Source organism: Methanolapillus africanus, assembly GCF_032714475.1.
In the GTDB taxonomy this organism is placed as follows: Archaea; Halobacteriota; Methanosarcinia; order Methanosarcinales; family Methanosarcinaceae; genus Methanolapillus; species Methanolapillus africanus.
The window spans coordinates 26,870-43,343 of the sequence record NZ_JAWDKD010000007.1 but is presented as its reverse complement, the minus strand read 5'-3'; the positions used below and the strand labels follow the sequence as shown (position 1 = coordinate 43,343).

Sequence of the window (16,474 nt, the reverse complement as noted above, 5' to 3'; positions counted from 1 at the left end):
TTGAAATGAAACCAATTCGCAATTTTCATCCAACAGAATTTTCGGTCGGCGTTGCAATAGTTGTTGGTATACAACTCTTTTTTTTGTGTTTCAGCTATTTATCCTCGTCTCCGGATTTTTCAAAATTTAATCCGTGGGTTACAACTTCAGCTTTTGTTATTTTAGCGCTTTACGGTGCGTTGAGTTTCAACTCTTTTTACATCGTTTCTCAAGAGCGTATATTTTTTTCATATTGGTTGAATCTTCTTTTCTCATTCACAGGCTCTTTTATCTATCTTTTCGTAATTTTAGCTGGCATTACATTTGTTCTTTCCCAAACAACACAATTTTCCGGTCTGCCTTGGTTTGATTATTTATGCACATTCATTTCATGTATCTTTTATTTGTTTTTTTTCACGCTTATTGACAAGCTTTTTTCAAAACCAAAATTTGGCAAACTAATCAAAAAAAGGGAGGAAAGCTTGTGAATATTTTTATTTATTTTGCATTAGTTTCCTTGATTTTTGTTTTTTATTTGGGTTCAAAAAAGAACTTCGTGGTTATTCCAAATCAAGAATTTAATTCCATTTTGACTCGATCATTTTTTATCCTTCCAATCGCTTCCGGTTTTGTCATATTTCTCTCCGGCCTTTTTACGATTCGAAATGATTACATTTATTCTGTTCCGATTACTGTTGACGTGATTATTGAAAATCCGATTTTGTTGTCACCATTCGTTATCTGCGCTTTGTTGATTCTTTTCTTCAAAAAATTCATTTTGAAAAAAGAAATGCCTTTTGAACTTCGGTCAGATTTCATGAATTATGATTTTTATGTTTTTACACCAATCATTTCGGTTATTGATACTAAAATTTTTAAACCGACAACAGAAGTTGAATCATTTTATGAAGGTCATAAGGAAATAACAGTTACACATCAAGACTTAAAAAGAATTGACTTAGCTTATACAAAAAGCGGCGAACTCATTATCAGTTCGGAAGTTTTTGAAATTTTCAATGAAAATGAGTTAACAGGATTTCAAGTTATTCCGGTTCAATATTCTGATTCAAACACACAAAATTCAAAAAACAAAGGTTCTGAGATTCAGCATTTTCAATTAATTACAACTCATATTATGCCGCCCTTTTCCAAAAAAACGACATTAAAATTAGGGTACTCTGCTGAAAGGATTGTTTATGACGGCGATATTTGCTATAATAGAGAAGTTGTTCAAGATGTTCTTGATTTTAACAGAAGTGATGAATCAATCAGTGGAAAAGACATGTGGGGTTATCGCCACCAAAGATACTGGATTCTCTCAAAGAAGACGGTTGAAGTCTTAATCAAAGAACTCAATCAACCCAAGAGGGATTTCAAACCCGTAATTTTGGTAGATGAAACAGAAGATGATGAGCCAATTATCAATAACTTCAAATCAAAAGCTTCACCGTTCATCCCCGAAAAACCGTGACCAGGAAATCTTTTCCCAAACCCCCAAATTCACTTCTTTCAATCGGCCCAAATACGCATCAACATCTCCCACAGCCGAAATAAAATAAACCATCAGCAACATCAAATCTTCATTCCGGCAAACTTCTCCATATTCCCCCAACACAAGATAAGAATCATAAGCCGCCTCTTTCGAATCCAAATTCAAAAACCGGCAATATTCTTCCATTTCCCGGTCCGCGGCGTCTTCAATACTCGGAATCCGTTTTTCATTCAAAAAAGCTTCAAAATCATCAATAACGGCAATTCTCTTTTGGATTTCGCCGTCATTGTTTTCATATTTTTGATTCAAATAAAATAAAAAATCCGGATTTTTCATTTTACCACGGCTTATCTTCCCGAATGTCGTCCCAAACATAAACCAAGGATTCGTAAGAAAAGACCGGTTCCGATTCAAAATCCGGCGCGTTTTCGGACCAAACCCAGCCGTTGTAAACAACGGTTCTTTCGTCGTTTTCAAATTCGCGCTTCTCTTCAATGATTTCAAAGCTTTTTCCCGAAATCTTTCGGGCGAAATCTTCCCAATCAGCAGACGGCGCTTTGCCGTCCCGAAGCAGTTTTCCTCTTTTCAGAATCAACTGCGCTTTTCCGGTTTTGAGCGTGAGGTCGTATGGGTTTTCCAAATGGTCTTCGTCCACGAAAAAGCCGTCCTCGAATTCAAAAATCAAGTCATCGCCGGCAGCGGTGGCTTTTGTCATTTTGCAATCGTAAAGGAGAATCATGTCCAAATTGCCGGTGTCCTGGAATTTCCATGTCTTCTCTGTTCGGTTTGTTTTCCGGCCCACAAAAACCATATTGGCTGGACTGTTGAGAAAAACGCGCTCCTCGATGCCGGCCAGGCACAAATAAATGAAAACTTCCGTATCTTCGTCGCCCGGATTGATTTGATCGGCCGTCTCAAATTCCCGGAAAGCGTCGGCGTATTTGCTCATGTAATAATAAGCGTAGCCAAGGCGGTAATGCCACAAAAAGTCGCCCTGTCCTTTGTCGCGGACGCTTTCCAAAAGGTCGATTGCGGCTTCGTAGTCGTCGACATTGTTGTACGCGCGGGCCAGCTTTCCGACCAAATCGTAGTCCCATTCCGTTGTCGGAAGTTCCCGAATGGCGTCAATAATCCGAACGTGATCGTCCTCGTCGTGCCATTGGTCCAGCTGCGTCCCGAATTTTTCATCCATATGTCTAATCCTCTTCCATAAATTGCAGTTATCGTTGCCGGTTGTGATCTTTACATGTTTTTGAGCAAAAACTTCACCAACATTTCGTTGTTCCGCTCAGTGGCCATTTGAAGCGCTGTTTGACCGGCGTTGTTGACCATATCCGCGAGCGGGTCCCCGAATTCAAACAACATTTCCGCCATGTTTTTCGCCCGGTTCAAATCCGCATTCGACGCGGCATAGTGCAGCGCCGTGTTTCCGGCATTATCTTTTTCGTCAAGCGCCGTGCCCTTTTCGAGCAGCAAAAGCTGAACCTTTTCCGCTTCCGGGAACATCCGGTCGCCGATGCAGGCGAACATGAGCGGCGTTTGCCCGTATTTGTTCTTGGTGTTCACGTCGGCGCCGTTTTTGATCGCGGCTTCAATCACCAAGCGGCGGAAAGTTCCGTCTCCGAAATCAGCGTTTCCAACCGTTGCGGCGCAGGTCAAATTCAAAATCGTGTGGTAGTGCTCGTCAACCGTATCGTTGATGTTCAGTCCGGCGGCAACCATATTTTTAATCATCTTTTCAACGTCTGTTTTTTGAATCCGTACGCCCATCGGCACTTCTCGGACAAAGAGCCACGACAATGCGGTATTTCCGGTGCCGGTTTTGACGTTCGGGTCGGCGCCGCATTCCAGCAGCACGTCAACGGATTCCGTATTATATGCAAAGCAGGCGGCAGAGAGCGGCGTTCCTTCGCCGTATCCGTAAATATCGGCGATTTCATTCACGTCGGCGCCCAGTTTTGCAATTGCGCGCAAACCGGCCGAGTCGCCGATCGCTTGATGAAGTGTCCGTCCGCCGGCAACTGTTTTCAATTCGGTTTCCGGATCGTTGGCGTCGGCGTCTTCGTCGCCTGTGATTTCGCCTTTGAGAAGCGCGCCGATTTTATTGACGCCGGCGCGTTTGGCCAGCACGTGCGCGCTTTCCATCATATTATTCTGATCTTCCGGATCCACACCGGCGTCGTAAAAGGCTTTGGCGGCCATGAACGTGTTGTCAAGCGCAACATCCAGCTTTTTTTGATAATCCGCCAGATTCCGTTCGGCCGTTTCAATCGTGGACGGGTGGCTGCCGGAGGCTTTCGCGTCGTCCAAACGCTTTTGCGTGTTTCTGACGTCGCCCATCGGATTTTGGAGGGAGAAGAAAACAAGGTGAAGACCATTGTTTCCGCTGTCGTCGGTGCCGGTGATTTTCACACCCTTGCCGTAAAGCGCTTTCACAAATTCGCCGTTTCCGTCTTTAGACGCAACAAGGTAACATTTGCTGCCGCGCGCCAGGTTCGGATTGGCGTCGAGAAGCCGGACCGCGGTTTTGTAGACGTCGCCGGGCGCAGGCTGGTAAAAGTAAGACGGCCGTTTTTTCGCCATCAAGGTGAGCGCGTTTTCTTCCTTCGCATTTTTGACGGACGGGTCGTACCCTTCGGCCAAAAGAATGTCCACGGCCTCAACATCGGCATGGTCGGCGGCCACATGGAGTAAATTGTCGCCGTTTTGATCCAAATCATCCGGGCTGCCGTTTCGATAAAAAGCCAAAATCTCGTTCCGCGGTTTTTTGTCGCGGTAGGCGCTTTCAATTTTAAATGAATCCATTTTTGATTTTCCTTTGATTCAATAAATCATTGAGAAAAATATAGTTAAATGTATGGCGGATACTCTTTTTTGGGTATTTTGGAGACGCTTCTTTGTTTGTCTTCATACCACATTTTGGCATCGTCCCGGTCATAATTTTCAGTGTCGATAGACACTTTTTCCCGCCGCTCTTCGACGACGGTCTGTTTGATGATAAATTCCGAAATTTGAACTTCTCGAATCTGTTTTCCGGCTGTTCTTTGAGACGATGAATCGTACGGTTCCGGTTCGGAATCATACGGCTTATACATTTTTTGCGCCGGTTCCGCTTCATATTTTTCCGGGTTGTATTTCAAACCGTTTCTTTTGAACGGATCTTCGTTTGGCATGCTGCCGGTTTTGTTGTTAATGTTATTTTCGCTGTTCGGCTTTCTCTCATACATTTTAGCCGCGTCCGCCGGAATGGTCGGATCGAAATCTCCGTCCCGCTCAATATCGTAAATCAGTTCGGCGCCGCCGGCTCTCCTTTTCCGGTTGAAATTCACGTAAGAGCTTTCTTTTTTCTCGTCTTCGTAAATTTCAGCGTCGTCGTCTTCCGGTTCCACCGCCTTTTTCGGCGAAGACGTATGTTTCAAAAACTTGGGTTTTGCCGCTCCGGTTTCATATTGCCCGGTTTTATCGCCGCATCCAAGTTCGAAATCATCGGATCCGTTTTCGTCGTCCAATCCAAAATCAAATTCAGCATTCGTGTCGTAACTGTATTCTTCAATCGTCACCGGACCGAATCCCGTTTCAATAACGGTTTTCGTCACCGTTTCCGCCGTGTTGCCGCTGATGATCTCAGCGTCGTCTTCTTCGCCTTCGGGCGCAGCAGATGCCGCAACAGAATCCGTATCAACGTTTGGTTGTGATGTTTCCGGCGACAATTCCGCGTCGGTTTCCTCTACCATTTCAATGTCGATTTCCGTCACGATAATTTCAGTCGATTCGATTTCAATCACGTCAACATCAATTTCCATTTTTGTTTCCGGTTCGGTTTCCGGAATCTCAGGCAAAGGCCGGCCGCCGGCGAGTTCGTTTTCGATGGCCATCTCCTCTTCATCTTCTTCGTCGTGATCTTCAAAGAGGCGGACTTCATCGGTCCGGACCGTGACTTTCGTGACGGGTCCTAATTTTTTAATATCCGCTTTGCCGAGAATCTCAAGCGTCTTTTCGGCATTGGCGTAACCGACGACGCTGCCGTCCATAATCACCAAATGGCCGCCGCAATCGATTGAATTGACGGTTGTGTTTTGAAAAACAGAGACGTTCCATTCGGTTTTAATTTTGTCCACGTTGGATTTCGCGCCGATGATGGCGGTTTTGGCCTTCAGGGTACCGGTCACGGTGCAGCCTTTTCCAAGCTGAGCGTTTCCTTCCACGGCGACGTTTTTCCAAAAGTGGACGCCGGGTCCGGCAATCATGTTTCCGTGGATGACGACGCTGTCGTCAAAAAAAGATCCTTTTGGGATCACATAAGTATTGGATGAAGGATAAAAACGAATTTTAGAAGTTTGGAGAGTCATGACTAATAAAAACACTTTTACTTATTTAAATATCGTCAATGAAAAATAAGCACGAATAGAATAAAAAAGAAAAGATAGAAAAGTAAAAATAAAAAAGATAAAAAAAGAAGGCGGATTTTTTCCGAATCATCAAAATCCGCTGCCATAACGCGCGCGGCGCCGCGCCGTCAGCAGCAAGTGCATTCCAAATCGGCGTTCTCTAAAATATATTTCAAATCCAGAACAAATTGATCAATTTCCTCTTTTGTCATGTGAGGCATGAGAACCATTCGGAGCGCCACTTTATTTTTTGTTTCCGACACGTACCAGCCGTAATCTTCGCGCAAAAGGCGTCGAATGTGTGTGGTTTGCTGAACGCCGCCGACTTCCACCGTTAAAATGTTAATGGCGGGGTATTTCGGTTTGAGTTTGATGCCGATCAATTTTTTGAACAGGTGTTCCGTCAAATCCAGGCAATGCGCCACATTGTTTTCGTAGCCTTCCCGTCCCAAATGTTTCATGACGGCGTAAGTGGCGGCCACAGCCGATCCGGGACGTGTTCCGGTGAGCGTCGATTGATATTTGCTGGTCAAATACGGCGTTTTCACCTTGACTTTGTCCAGCGAGTCGTCGAGAACCGAATTGTCTTTAAACAGAATGATGCCGGCCGGAATCACGGAGAATCCCATTTTGTGCGGGTCCATGGAAACGGACGTCACGCCCGGCAGATTGAATCCGAATTGGTTGAGTTCGTTTTGATCTTTTAAAAACGGATAAACGAAGCCGCCGAAAGCGGCGTCGATGTGAAGCGGCAGATTATGTTTTTGAGCAATTTCCGACAGCGCGCCGATCGGATCCATTTCACCGAATTCCGTGTTGCCGGCGATGCCGATGATGCCGATCGTATTTTCATCAATTTTAGATTCGACCGATCTCGGAAGAGCGCGGTAGCTGGAATCCAGATCCGCTTTTCGGAGCTGGAGGTTAAACATGTTGGCGATTTTTTCAAAAGAAAAGTGTGCCGTCGCCGGAACAACCAAATTCAGTTTGACGTTTGGGTTGGCGTTGGCATTGGCGCTTGCATTGACGTTGGTGCCGGTATTGGTGTTGGTGGTGACGTCAGCACCCGCATATGTACATGTATCTTCGTCTTTGTCGCCGAAAAACCGGGCTTTCATGTGGTAAACGGCTTCAATATTGGATTCCGTTCCGCCGGATGTCAAGTGTCCGGCCGCTTCTGCCGGATTTGGATGTTTCAAAAGCGTGGCGGCCATTTCGACGACTTGCTTTTCCATCTCGCACGTGCCGACGAAAAGACCGGGGTCGCCCATGTTGGCGTGAATAAACAGTTGATGCGCTTTGACCGCAATCGGATGGGGAATCGTGCACATGGAACTCATCACCTTCTTGAAATTCGTGTCCATGGCGGAGAACTTTTCCAAATCCGAAAAGATTTCTTCCTCTGAAATTCCCTTTTCCTGCATGACAGGAAGAAACAAAATGAAATATTTATAAATTTGGTTCATTGGGGGGACTAATAAAATTTTTTACACAATTGACTTTGTGTAAAAATTCAGTTATCAGCAAGTTACCAGCAAGTTAAAAGTTCAGTTTCAGCAAGTTGCCAGCAAGTTAAAAGTTCAGCTTCAGCAAGTTGCCAGCAAGTTAAAAGTTCAGTTTCAGCAAGTTGCCAGCAAGTTAAAAGTTCAGTTTCAGCAAGTTGCTAACAAGTTAAAAATTCAACTTCCAGCAAGTTACCGGCAAGTTAAAATAAAAAACATAGAATTTTTTCCAAAAGTTTACAATAATTTTAAATCCCTAAATGCTCATCCTTATTGTCAATCAAGAATTATTTTATTCCATATTCTCAATTCACTTATTTCAATTTCAAGCCGCTGCATTCAATTTATTCATTTCAATTCATCCATTTCAATCCATTTTACAGGAGCTGACGCCACTGCCCGAAAACATTTTCATGACTTTTATCGTTCCCGACAACACAACATTTGAGAACGAAACCCTCAAAACGCCGGCGAGCATGGTCATCGGAAATCATGCCGTCATTGGCTGCAACCTTTGCATGGATACGCTCATGGCCGGTGAAGGCGTTCAAATTTCGGGTCAGGTGGATTCGGAATCGGACATCCGGGCGGACGTTTGGTGTAAATTTGACAAGGACGTCAACGCCGGTGGCGACGTTTATTTGGGCGAATTCACGACCATCAACGGCAAAATCATTGTGGCCGGCGACCTCGATATCGGTAAAGAAGTGAAATTAAACGGCGGTTTTTTGTCCAAAGGCTGGGTCGTCGTCAGAAATCCGTTGCCGATTATGATTTTTATCTTTATTTACATCCGCGAACTCATCGGTCTCGGCAAAACCAGTGAGGAAATCGACAAGGCCCTCACCGATCTTTTTGAAGATGACGAGGAAATCGATTTGGAAAAACTCGCGGAAATGGACCTCTCCAAAGTGATCGGCCTCGACCGCCTTCTCATTATTCCGATTGGCTCCAAGATTTCATCGGAAAGCATCAACGTTCCGGAGGATGCCGTTGTCGGAAACGACTGTTTTTTGTCCGGCAAGATTATTTGTAAAAACTTTGAGGCCGGCAAAAATCTCACAATGACAGGCGATATTCGCGCACGCGGCGACATCATTTTGTCGGAAGGAACGAAAGTAACCGGCAACATCAGCGCGAACAAATTGATTTTGGACAAGAACGTCACCGTTTCCGGAAACATCAATGCCAAGTCCGTTCTCATTCATGAAACTTCTTTTGTCGACGGTAAAATCTCATCCGGCAACGTCCGTTTTGTGCTCGGCGATTTCGATCCGAAAAATCCGAATGCGGAAGGAACCAACATTTTATCCAAATCAGAGTCTGTTGATTGGATGAAAACAAATGTTCGGGAAAAACCGCCGGAATCCGAATTGGATGCGGAAGCAGACGTGGAGATAGATGTTGAAACTGAAACAGATGCGGAAGTTGAAACTGATGTGGAAGTTGAAACCGGCACGGAAACTGAAATCAGCGTGGAAACTGAACCATTAACCACAGATCAGAACACTGAATCTGAAACAGCAGCTGTCCCCAATGTGGAAACAGAAGCTGCTGCGGCCGACGCCAAACCATCCAAACGCAAAACCCGCAACCAAAACCGCCGGGCTGCTTTTGAAAAGAAAAAGAAAGACGATCTTGTGATCGTGGACGTTTTTTCCGGCGAAGAAATGAAAAATGAAATCACATCGGAGCCGGCGTCTGAAATTGAGCTTGTTGAGATTGAAACGGAAACGGTTGTCGATGAAACACAACCCGAATCCGAAAACGCGGATCCGGTTGTTGACGATTATTTAAATGCTGCTGGTTCGGATGCCGATGAGGCGGCCGGCAGCGTTCAAGAAGAGGCGCCGGTTGAATACAACAGCAAAGCCGAAAAAAGCTTTTTCGACGCGGCAGCCATGGACGACGGCGAGTCCGAAAAAGAGATCGAAGAAGCGAAGAAGGAAGCGGCAAGCATTTCCAGAGCGAAAAAGAAAAAGAGAAAATGAAGAAATAAAATAAATTAAAATAAAAAATTATAATTAAAATAAAAATTAAGCCGGAAACCTTACGGTTTCCTGGTTTCGGCTTTGTGTCCTTCTTCAATTTCCTTGATCATGTCTTCTTCTCCTTCAATCACGAAGGTTCCGACGTAGCTGCATTTTTTGCAGTGGTAAATATTTCCCATGATACCGCCGCTTTCCAAATAAAGTTCCGTGTTTCCGCATTGCGGGCAAATGTATTTCATAATTTCACCTTTTTGGATTTATTGGATTCATTTCAGAAATTAAATATAAGATTAGGTAAATTATTGCAAACCACGTGATGAATTTGCAAATTTAAATTATTTAATATTCACAGAATTATTATTTTTAAAATATTAATATTTATTGATTTTATTGATTATTGAATTTCAAAATAAAGGCCGATACAATGGATCAAGCAACGCCGGCCATGCGCCAATATTACGATGCCAAAAAAGAATGCCCGGACGCGCTTGTTTTTTTCCGCATGGGCGATTTTTACGAATCATTTGGCGACGACGCCAAGATTATTTCAAAGGAACTTGAAATCACGCTGACCAACCGCGGAAAGTCGTCCGACGGTCAAAAAATGCCGCTTGCCGGAATTCCTTACCATGCGATCGATACGTATCTGCCCCGCTTGATCAAAAAAGGATACAAGGTCGCGATTTGCGAGCAACTGGAAAATCCCAAAGAAGCGAAAGGCGTCGTTAAAAGGGGAATTGTTCGCGTCGTGACGCCCGGAACCGCGATTGATACGTCGATTATTACGGATGCGGCCAACAATTATTTGATGGCGCTGTCCGGTTCTTTCAAAGATAAAAGCAGCGATGGAACGGAAAGCGGAACGGAAACAGAAAACGAAAAATCGGGAAAGAAAGAAAAGAAAGAAAAAAGCAGTCCAAAAATGGAAGCAATCGCTGTCGAAACGTTCGGCATCTCTTTTTTGGATATTTCCACCGGGGAATTCGTCACCGCACAGTTTGAAGACGTCGCCCCTTATGAAAAAGTGATGAGCGAAGTCGCCAAATTCCGGCCGTCCGAATGCATTTTGCAGCCCAATCTTTTGAAAAACTCAGCTTTAGTGGGACGCCTTTTTGACAACAAAATCAAAATGGACGCCTTTGCGATGAACAAAACTTTCACCGCGGAAGTCAAATTGGCGGAAGAGGAACTCAACGTCCAATTTAAAACGTCAACTTTAGACGGTATGGGTCTTCACGGCAACGATTACGCCGTCTTGGCCGCCGGCAAAGCACTCCATTATGCGCACGAAACGCAAATGCGCGACTTGGAACACATTCACTTCATTCGGACGTATTCAACGTCGGATTCCATGATTTTGGATTCAATGGCGCTGCGCAATCTCGAAATTATCAAAAACGTCCGCGACGAGGAAACCAATTATGCGCTCATTAAAATCCTGGACAAAACCAAAACATCGATGGGCTCCCGCCTTCTTCGGAATTGGCTGTTGCGTCCGCTTCTTTTGCCGCAATCCATTCAAAACCGGCTCCTTGCGGTTGAATTTTTAAAGGAAAACAACTTGCTCCGGTTTGATCTTCGGAAATGCCTGTCCGAAATTTCCGACATGGAACGGCTGGTCAGCCGGATGATTTACGGCAATTCCAATGCGCGCGATCTCATTTCCATGCGCAATTCCCTGCTTAAAATTCCGGAAATTGCCCATCTGCTGGACACTAATCTGCTCGGTAACGAATCCGCGCTGATGGCGGAAATCCGAGACCGTCTGGTTGACTACGATTTTTATGAAGAATTGATTGAACTGGTTACCAATGCCATTGACGACGAGCCGCCGCTGACTGTTCGTGAAGGCAAAATGATTAAAGCCGGCTACAATGCGGAACTCGACGAACTGCGGGACGCCGCCGGCGACAGCAAAGACTGGATCGCAAAATTCCAGGCGGACGAACGGGAACGCACAGGCATCAAAAGCCTCAAGGTCGGCTACAACAAAGTGTTCGGCTATTTCATCGAAATCACCAATTCCAACAAGGACGCCGTTCCGGAAAACTACATCCGAAAACAGACGATGGCGAACGGCGAACGTTATTTTACGCCGGAACTCAAAGAGCGGGAAAATTTGATCCTGTCGGCAGACGACCGGTCGATTGCCATCGAATATGAAATCTTCCGGGAGATTACAAATCGTGTGGCGGAACACGCCCGGGATATTCAGCAAATTGCGCAGCTGGTGGCGCAAACTGATGTGTTGTGCAGTTTTGCCGAAGTGGCGCTTGACAACAATTATGTTTGTCCGGAAGTCGACGACGGCTTTGAAATTCTGATCCGCGACGGCCGGCATCCGATTGTTGAAATCGCGGCCAACGACGCCAAAACCGTTAAAATGTCCAAAGAAACGTTTGTGCCGAACGACACGGAAATGGACTGTACCGAAAACCAGTTTTTGCTGATCACCGGACCCAACATGGCCGGAAAATCCACGTACATGCGCCAAGTGGCGATGATTGTGATTATGGCGCAGGTCGGCTCGTTCGTCCCCGCCTCTTACGCGAAAATCGGAATTGTCGACCGCATTTTTACAAGAATCGGCGCTTATGACGATTTGGCCGCCGGGCAAAGTACCTTCATGGTGGAAATGGTGGAGCTGTCCAACATTCTCAACAATTCCGACGAACGCAGCCTGATCCTTCTCGATGAAATCGGCCGCGGAACCAGCACTTACGACGGATACAGCATTGCCAAAGCCGTTGTGGAATTCATTCACAACAAAGACAAAAAGGGAATCCGCACGCTTTTTGCGACGCACTACCACCAATTGACGGCTTTGGAAAACAAACTCAAGCGGCTGAAGAATTTCCACATCGCCGTTCTTGAAACCGGAAAAGATCTTGTTTTCCTGCGAAAAATTATTCCGGGCGCTACCGACAAAAGTTACGGTATTCACGTGGCAAAGCTGGCCGGCGTTCCTGATAAAGTGATCGAGCGGTCATCTGAGATTCTCCGGGATCTCGAAAACGAAAGCATGATTGAAGCGGAAAGCGAAGGCGGCGGCGACGGCAAGAAAAAGCGCAGTGCGCGTTACACGCAGCTGTTGCTCGTGGATCCGTCGGCGGACAGCGAACGCGTGGTTGAAAAAATCGTTGAAAAGTACGTTCCGGATCCGAAAACCGAAGAAGTTAAATGCGAACTTTCGGCATTGGACGTCGACCACATGACGCCGGTTGAGGCGTTGCTGAAGCTTGGGGAAATCAAGAAAAAATTGTTGGAATAAAAACATAAATGAACGGTTGTTTTTTTGCGATTTGCAGAAAGTGATTGCGATAACGCGCGCACGCGGCTGCCACCAAAAACAGAAAACAATATGGGGAATAAATAGAATTCGTAAAAAGGGATACCGATGGATGGGAAAAAAACATTTAACACAACGATTCTGATCGTTTTGATTTTGCTTGCGGTCAATCTTTTGGCAACAGCCGGCATTGCGGGTTATCTCTATTCATCCGGTCACGACGTTTCCACGCTTGATTATCAAGACGTTGGGAAATACACGCTTTACATCGGAACAACCGATAAAGACGGCAATGCGCTTTATTCTCCGGAAGAAGCCATGCAGATGGTGAATCCGATTTGCGACCAATATGTGCCGGGCTACACGGTGTTTTTGGCCGGTGGGCATTGGACGAACTTTGAAGGCGTCCCAATTGATGAAAATACGCTCGTCTATGTTTTTTACCGGACCGATGAAGACCAAATGCTGACCGTCATGGACGAAGTTTTAGAAGAACTTAATCAGAGTGCGATTTTGGTTGAAAAGGAAAACGTCGGTTATGTTTTTTATGACGGAACACAATGAGTTTTAAAACAATATATTCAAATATATCTTAAAACTATTAGAATACAACCAATCTAATAATTAGTTGTTATATTTGAATCGGGGTGAAATAATATGGTTAACAAAGGTACGGCCGCCGCCATCGTCGGCGTTCTCGGCGCGATTTTATTCGTGATCGGCGTCATCGGATTTATTAATCCGGTCAGCAACATGCTTTATTACAAAATTGCCGTCGGCGCAGGATTCGTTCTGCTGATCGCTTGTTTCTTGTATTTAATCAGATACAGCGACAGTTTGAATGAGAAACTGACGACGTAATTGATTTTTAAATTTACTTTTTTTTTATTTTCCTTTCTCTTTCATTCTTCCATTTTTTATTTTTTGTCTTCATTGTTTGATATCTTAAGCTATTTATAGACAGTATTAATATTTGTATAATATGCCAAAATTAACAGAAATTAAGCAGAAAATTAGCCAACTTGATGGTGGAAGCTTCCAAGAATTATGTGACGCGTATTTGTCAATGCAGGGCTACCTAAATATTCATGCTTTGGGAATGAAACCCGGTACTCATAAAACAACGAAAGGAACACCTGATACGTATTTTATTTCTGAAACCGGTGGAAAATATATTTTTGTGACATATACTACTCAACAATCTGCGTTGTATGAAAAGATCAAAGATGATATTGAAAGTTGCTTTGACGAGGAAAAAACTGGATTAAAAAACACAGACATTTCAGAAATTATTTGTTGTCATACTTCTTCAAATATAAAGCCAGGAGACGATAAGACTTTAAAAGATTTTTGTCAAGATCGTGGAGTCTTATTAAATATCATGGGAATTGACCATATTGCAACGGATTTATATCAAAAATATCTCCGAATTGCTGTTGAGTTCTTAGGTGTTTCAATAGGAACGGATCAAATTTGTTCTGTTCAAGATTTTCTTCTAAATTACAACAGTAATTCATTAGCTGCTCCACTTGATACAACTTTTCTTTTTCGAAAAAAAGAAATTGAAAATGTAGTCAATACATTTGAAAAAAATGATGTAATTATTTTGAGTGGGAAAGCTGGTGTTGGCAAAACACGGTTGGCATTGGAATGTTGTAAAAAATATGTTGAAAAAAACGGTGGAAAAATATATTGTATTCAAAATAATTTTCTTCCCATATATAATGATTTAAAGACTTTCTTATGTACTCCCGATCAGTATGTTTTGTTAGTTGATGATGCGAATCAAATTGAAAATCTTGAACACATTATTCAATACACAACAAAGAAAAATATTGGATATAATGTAAAAATCATTTTAACGACTCGTGATTATTTACTATCAAAAGTTGAACAAAAAGTTCATGAATTTACGTTTCCAGTCGTAATCAATGTTGATGTTTTTTCAGATAATGAAATTAGTGATCTGGTAGGAAGTTTAGGCATTTCAAATCCACTTTATCTTAACAGAATTATAAAAATTTCAAATGGTAATGCAAGGATAGCGGTTTTAGCAGGAAAAACCGCTCTCAAATCCAATAATTTAGATTCAATAATGGATTTAACTCAATTATATGAAGTCTATTATGGAAAAATATTAGAAAATACATTGGATGACGAGTTATGTTTAACTGCTGGAATTATAGCTTTTTTTGATTCGATTGATTTGAATAAATTAGAAAGTTATTCAATTTTTGAACTAGTTCAACTGTCACATGAAAACTTCGAAAAAAATACATTATTTCTTCTAAATCTTGAAATTATTGATTTGTATGAGATGTATGATCAAAGAATTGTAAAAATATCAGATCAATGTTTATCAAACTATTTGATAAAATATGTGTTTTTAGATAAAAACTTAATATCACTTTCTTTTATTATTGAAAATTATTTCCATAATGAACGCCTCATAATCGATAGAATTAGTATGCTTTTAGAAGTTTTTTCATCAAAAAAGGTTGATGAAAAAATTTCTATTTCAGTGAATAAAGTATGGAGTCGTCTGGAATCTCAAAACAGTACTAAATTATTTAATTTTATCAAAATATTTTACGCATACAATCCAATTAAAACCTTAATTTTCTTAAATGAAATAATAGATTCAGAAAAAAGTGTATATGTAAAAAATATTGATTTCGATAGTAAAGAATTTGATAAAAATGTTAATGATATCATTACAATTTTGGGTAGTTTCCATGGAATAAAAGATGGAAGAGATGAATCCTTGGATTTATTTTTCAAGTATTATTTAAAAAGAATGGATTTGGGTGGCCAGTTTTATCAGACAATTTTACAATATTATGGAATTGAACTATATTCTGAATTTGATGGTTATTCTAGTCAAATTTGTTTAATAAATAGAATGCAGGAGAATTCAGATAATTGGAATAAAGATCCAATTTGTAATCTTTTTATAAAAATTTCTGGTGATTTCTTTAATCATGAATTTTCTTCTAGGGAATCCGATAAAAAAACAGTAACTTATTACACAAAACCTCTAGAATTTTCAGATGATGTTAAAAATTATCGTAAATTATTATGGAAAAACATATTGATTATTTCAAAAAATGATACATTTAAAGAAGAAATTCGAAAAATGTTGGAGACATATCCTCTAAACACAAAAAGTTTTGAAAAAGATATTCAACAAAAAGATGAGATTCTTCAAATTGTTCAATATGATTGGATTTTCATGAAACAAATACTTGAAACTGTTTTTACTCCATCATCTTTAAAAGATTGCATCACTATGGAACGAATGTCTAAAATTTTAAATTCGTGGAATATTGAATTCTTAAATATTCTCTCACCTTTCATTCAAAACAGGGACTTTTATATGTATCAGGTTTTGAAAGGTGATATATTTTTAAATCCGGATTTGGACATTGATTTTGCTGAAAATCGAAGGTTAAGACAAGAAGGAATTAAAAATTATTTAAATCAATTAGATTTAGAAAGTGTTTTGAATATCTTTAAAAGTTGTAAAGAAATAAAACCCATACAAAATATTCGGGAAGGTTTACGTTTCGTATTTATCTACCTATTTGGCAATCCATGTTTATATATCGAATCAATAAAAGTTTATTTAGAATCTGATACACCATTAGATATTCCTCCAGTAGAACTGGTTGAAAAACTTTTTGACTTATTGCCTAACCTTGAAATATATAATTTATTAAATCAATATGAATACAATCAAAAATTCATGTGGATTTACAGTTATTTTTATTGTTTGCCAGAAGAGCAAATAACAAAATAGCATGTCCGGTGTTTATGTGATTTTCTATCTTTTG

Annotated in this window: 13 protein-coding genes; 7 read left to right on the top strand and 6 right to left on the bottom strand. The window is 41.8% G+C overall.

Annotated features, from left to right (window positions below):
• The first annotated feature begins 5 nt into the window (after window positions 1-5).
• Window positions 6-467 carry a hypothetical protein gene (locus tag MsAg5_RS01600; protein WP_338098867.1) on the top strand — a complete coding sequence of 154 codons (462 nt, stop codon included), beginning with the start codon at window positions 6-8 and terminating at the stop codon, window positions 465-467.
• Window positions 464-1,450: a hypothetical protein gene (locus tag MsAg5_RS01595; RefSeq protein ID WP_338098866.1), complete on the top strand. Its 987-nt coding sequence runs from the start codon at window positions 464-466 to the stop codon at window positions 1,448-1,450. Before MsAg5_RS01600 ends, MsAg5_RS01595 begins: the two co-directional genes overlap by 4 nt.
• Here MsAg5_RS01595 and MsAg5_RS01590 read toward each other — a convergent pair.
• The 5 genes from MsAg5_RS01590 to mfnA all read right to left on the bottom strand — a co-directional run bounded on the left by MsAg5_RS01590 (window position 1,424) and on the right by mfnA (window position 7,283).
• Window positions 1,424-1,807: a hypothetical protein gene (locus MsAg5_RS01590; RefSeq protein ID WP_338098865.1), complete on the bottom strand. Its 384-nt coding sequence runs from the start codon at window positions 1,805-1,807 to the stop codon at window positions 1,424-1,426. The two genes, MsAg5_RS01595 and MsAg5_RS01590, sit on opposite strands and share 27 nt — an antisense overlap.
• A gap of 1 nt (window position 1,808) precedes the next feature.
• Window positions 1,809-2,663: a tetratricopeptide repeat protein gene (locus tag MsAg5_RS01585; RefSeq protein ID WP_338098864.1), complete on the bottom strand. Its 855-nt coding sequence runs from the start codon at window positions 2,661-2,663 to the stop codon at window positions 1,809-1,811.
• Window positions 2,664-2,713: 50 nt separating this feature from the next.
• The gene (locus MsAg5_RS01580) at window positions 2,714-4,276 is read right to left on the bottom strand and encodes an ankyrin repeat domain-containing protein (RefSeq protein WP_338098863.1); all 1,563 of its coding nucleotides are present in this window, start codon (window positions 4,274-4,276) and stop codon (window positions 2,714-2,716) included.
• Window positions 4,277-4,320: 44 nt separating this feature from the next.
• Window positions 4,321-5,820: a hypothetical protein gene (locus tag MsAg5_RS01575; protein WP_338098862.1), complete on the bottom strand. Its 1,500-nt coding sequence runs from the start codon at window positions 5,818-5,820 to the stop codon at window positions 4,321-4,323.
• Window positions 5,821-5,987: 167 nt separating this feature from the next.
• Window positions 5,988-7,283, bottom strand: coding sequence for a tyrosine decarboxylase MfnA (mfnA, locus tag MsAg5_RS01570; RefSeq protein WP_338098861.1), 1,296 nt, complete (start codon window positions 7,281-7,283; stop codon window positions 5,988-5,990).
• A gap of 491 nt (window positions 7,284-7,774) precedes the next feature.
• Between mfnA and MsAg5_RS01565 the strand changes: the two genes are divergently transcribed.
• Complete coding sequence (locus MsAg5_RS01565; RefSeq protein WP_338098860.1) at window positions 7,775-9,352, top strand: polymer-forming cytoskeletal protein; 1,578 nt, start codon at window positions 7,775-7,777, stop codon at window positions 9,350-9,352.
• A 59-nt stretch (window positions 9,353-9,411) separates the two neighbouring features.
• Here MsAg5_RS01565 and MsAg5_RS01560 read toward each other — a convergent pair whose 3' ends face one another.
• Window positions 9,412-9,591 carry a hypothetical protein gene (locus MsAg5_RS01560; RefSeq protein WP_338098859.1) on the bottom strand — a complete coding sequence of 60 codons (180 nt, stop codon included), beginning with the start codon at window positions 9,589-9,591 and terminating at the stop codon, window positions 9,412-9,414.
• A 185-nt stretch (window positions 9,592-9,776) separates the two neighbouring features.
• Here MsAg5_RS01560 and mutS point away from each other — a divergent pair, with 185 nt between their 5' ends.
• The 4 genes from mutS (at window position 9,777) to MsAg5_RS01540 (ending at window position 16,440) form a co-directional block, all read left to right on the top strand.
• Window positions 9,777-12,623, top strand: a complete 2,847-nt coding sequence (gene mutS, locus MsAg5_RS01555; RefSeq protein ID WP_338098858.1) for a DNA mismatch repair protein MutS — start codon at window positions 9,777-9,779, stop codon at window positions 12,621-12,623.
• Window positions 12,624-12,749: 126 nt separating this feature from the next.
• A complete protein-coding gene (locus MsAg5_RS01550; RefSeq protein WP_338098857.1) occupies window positions 12,750-13,205 on the top strand; it encodes a hypothetical protein in 456 nt (151 codons plus the stop codon).
• Between the two features lie 93 nt (window positions 13,206-13,298).
• A complete protein-coding gene (locus MsAg5_RS01545) occupies window positions 13,299-13,502 on the top strand; it encodes a hypothetical protein (protein ID WP_338098856.1) in 204 nt (67 codons plus the stop codon).
• Between the two features lie 121 nt (window positions 13,503-13,623).
• The gene (locus MsAg5_RS01540; RefSeq protein WP_338098855.1) at window positions 13,624-16,440 is read left to right on the top strand and encodes an nSTAND3 domain-containing NTPase; all 2,817 of its coding nucleotides are present in this window, start codon (window positions 13,624-13,626) and stop codon (window positions 16,438-16,440) included.
• The last annotated feature ends 34 nt before the right edge of the window (window positions 16,441-16,474 follow it).